Below are 1379 nucleotides of genomic sequence, written 5' to 3' on the forward strand. Positions count from 1 at the left end.
AGGGCCCGGCGGGGCCGGCGGTAGACCGCGAGGCCGAGGGCGGTCGCGCCGGACACGACGGCGACGACGGAGCGCACGGCCAGGTCGAGCGTGCCGGCGCCGACGTCCCGGGCGACCTCGTCCTGGAGGCCGGAGAGCCGCTCCGGGTGGTCGACCAGGGCCTGGGAGCGGACCGGGTCGAGCTGGTCGACGGCCACGTCGAGGCGCAGTGGGGCGGTGTGGCTGCGCAGTTCGAGGGCGCCGAGCGGGGAGACGTTGATCTTCGTGCCGCCCGTGAGGGAGGGGCGCAGGGTCATCGTGGTGTCCATGGGGCCGACCGGCGTGCGGACGTTCCCCACGATCAGCAGGCCCAGCCACGCGCCGAGCAGGACGACGGCGACGAGGCCGAGCGCACGGGTGTACGGGTGCGGCTGGGCGACGAGTTCGACGGCCGGGTGGGTACGGCGGGAGCGGTAGTGGCGTACGAGGACGCGGGGGACTTTTCGCACGCGGTGCAGAGCGGCGGCAGCGGGGACGCGGGCCATTGGGGCCGTATGCCCAAGGGGCCGGACGGGTATGCGGTGCGGGCCGGGCACCCGCGGCATGCGCCTGCTGTCGCGGGCGGCCGTCCGTGCTGCTGCCCGTGCTTCTGCCCGCCGTGTCCGTACCGGACAATGGTCACGTGCTGGAGATGACGCGCGAGGAGTTCGAGGAACTGGTCGCCGAGGCGCTGGACCGGATCCCGCCGGAGCTGACGCGGCTGATGGACAACGTGGCGGTGTTCGTCGAGGACGAACCGCCCGCCGACGACCCCGAGCTGCTCGGGCTCTACGAGGGGACGCCGCTGACGGATCGCGGTGAGTGGTACGCGGGGGTGCTGCCGGACCGGATCACCGTCTACCGGGGGCCCACGCTGCGGATGTGCGGCACGCGCGAGGAGGTCGTGGCGGAGACCGAGGTGACCGTGGTGCACGAGATCGCCCACCACTTCGGCATCGACGACGAACGGCTGCACGCGCTGGGGTACGGCTGACGGCCGGCCACGGGCACCCGCCGTGCGCGGCGCGGGCGTCCGCTCGGCGTCCGCTCGGCGTTCGTCGCGTGCGGCCGCGTGTCCTCCCGTGGGCGGTGGGAGTTGGGCAGGGGGACTCCTCGTATCCCTCCCCGCGCTTCCGGCACCGGCACCGGTACTGGTACCCGCCGAGCAGGGGGACCCCTTTCGGAGGTAGCTGCCCGTGCGCGCCATGTACGTACCCGTCCGTCTGGCCGCCGCGGCGCTGGCCGTCGCCACCTCCGCCGGCTGCATGAGCGTCGGTGACGACGGGGGGAGCCGGGCCGAACCCTCCCACTCGGCGGCGCGGCAGGGCGGTGAGGCGCCCGACGGCGGGGCGGCGGTGAGC

Annotated in this window: 1 protein-coding gene and 1 pseudogene; one reads left to right on the forward strand and one right to left on the reverse strand. The window is 74.8% G+C overall.

Annotated elements, in window-relative coordinates:
- Positions 1–524, reverse strand: a pseudogene (locus tag HO151_RS05835) (hypothetical protein); the annotation flags it as partial.
- 137 nt (positions 525–661) lie between these two features.
- Between HO151_RS05835 and HO151_RS05840 the strand changes: the two are divergent.
- Positions 662–1012 (forward strand): metallopeptidase family protein, encoded by a 351-nt coding sequence (locus tag HO151_RS05840; RefSeq protein WP_368039438.1) that lies wholly within the window; start codon positions 662–664, stop codon positions 1010–1012.
- Positions 1013–1379: the final 367 nt, after the last annotated feature.

This window comes from Streptomyces sp. 8P21H-1 (assembly GCF_013302945.1).